Origin of the sequence: Halomonas sp. AOP22-C1-8 (genome assembly GCF_052378905.1) — a bacterium.
Classification (GTDB): Bacteria; Pseudomonadota; Gammaproteobacteria; order Pseudomonadales; family Halomonadaceae; genus Vreelandella; species Vreelandella citrativorans.
The window spans coordinates 1-1508 of record NZ_JBQSYD010000064.1; the positions used below are offsets into that span (position 1 = coordinate 1).

Consider the following 1508-nt stretch of genomic DNA (forward strand, 5'->3'; position numbering starts at 1 on the left):
GTGTCTAAGCAATCCACCAAGCACTAGTAGCCGCATCCAGAATGGTACCTCAAAAGCTGACCTTCTCGCCACTTTCCCGCCGCCAGATTGAAGCCGATTTCTCCGGAGGCCATATCACCTCCGATGCTGGCTTGCTGTTACTGCGTGAAGTCGACAAACAACACCGGTTAACCCAACGGCTGGCCGAGACTCTGACCGACCAGCGGGATTCCCGAATGATTCGTCATGAGCTCAAGACCCTGATCCGGCAACGGGTCTACGGCGTGGCCGGTGGCTACGAAGACCTGAATGACCATGAAGCACTGCGTTTTGATCAGGCGCTACAAACCGCCACGGGTAACGCCTCCGTCCTGGCCGGCAAATCCACGCTGTGTCGAATGGAGCAGGCGATGGATCGGCAAACCCTTGTTAATGCTCATGAGCTGCTCTGGCACCACTTTATTGAGCAGCATGAGAAGCCGCCCAAGGAAATCGTGCTGGATTTTGACGGCACCGATATTCCGGTGCACGGCGACCAGCCGGGTAAGTTCTTTAACCGGTATTACGACCATCACTGCTACTTCCCGCTTTACGTCTTCTGCGGTAGGCACTTGCTGGTGAGCTATCTGCGCACCAGCAATCGAGGTGATGCCCGGCACAGCTGGGCCATTCTGGCGCTGCTGGTGCGATTTATTCGCGGGTATTGGCCACAGACCCGGATCGTGTTCCGGGGCGACTCCCACTTCAGCAAGCCCCGACTGCTGGCCTGGTGTGATCGCAATCAGGTGGATTACATCGTGGGCATGGCCCGCAACCAGCGACTGGAGGCACTGGCTGCCCCGGCCATGGATAAGGTCCGGGCCTACTACGAGGCCCATGGCCATAAGCTCGCCAGTACTTTCCGCTTCCGCTACAAAGCCCGAAGCTGGCACAAGCCACGCTGGGTGGTGGCGCGTCTGGAATATGGCCCTCAAGGCCCGAACCCCCGGTTCGTTATCAGCTCCCGCTACGATGAGGGATTCAAGCTCTACTACGAACAGTATTGCGCACGGGGTGATATGGAGAATCGGATTAAGGACCAACAACTGGATTTGTTCGCGGATCGCACCTCCAGCAGCAACTGGTGGACCAACCAGTGGCGGCTAATCTTATCCGGCTTCGCCTACACGTTGTTCGAGCGTTTGCGGGTGCATCTGAAAAACACGCCCTTCGAGCGTATGAGTGCCGGCACCCTGCGCTTGAAGCTGATCAAGGTTGGTGCGGTCATCATCCGCAACACCCGTCGAATACGGGTGTTGATGAGTGATAGCTACCCTTACAAGAAGGACCTCTCGGCACTGGTTCAGCGATTGGTGCCCGGATAGATGATCGGGCTCCCCCGGCCCGACACCAATGGGGGAAAGGGGGAGTTGTGCCTGAATGCCGGAAACTGGCTAAATAATCGCCAACTTCGGCCATGACCACTCGGATCTAGCACTACCAAGCTTGGTCTGCGAAGGTTGTTGGAGCACTATGAGAAATCCGGGCTA

At 57.2% G+C, this 1508-nt stretch carries 1 protein-coding gene; it reads left to right on the forward strand.

Annotated features, from left to right (window positions below; all coding sequences use genetic code 11):
• Nucleotides 1-41 precede the first annotated feature (41 nt).
• Nucleotides 42-1343 (forward strand): IS1380 family transposase, encoded by a 1302-nt coding sequence (locus ACT3TY_RS17855; protein WP_193056312.1) that lies wholly within the window; start codon nucleotides 42-44, stop codon nucleotides 1341-1343.
• Nucleotides 1344-1508 lie beyond the last annotated feature (165 nt).

What these genes read in the sequence shown, in the direction of transcription:
- ACT3TY_RS17855 (WP_193056312.1), top strand. Translation starts at nt 42, where the DNA reads ATGGTACCTCAAAAGCTGACCTTCTCGCCACTTTCCCGCCGCCAGATT.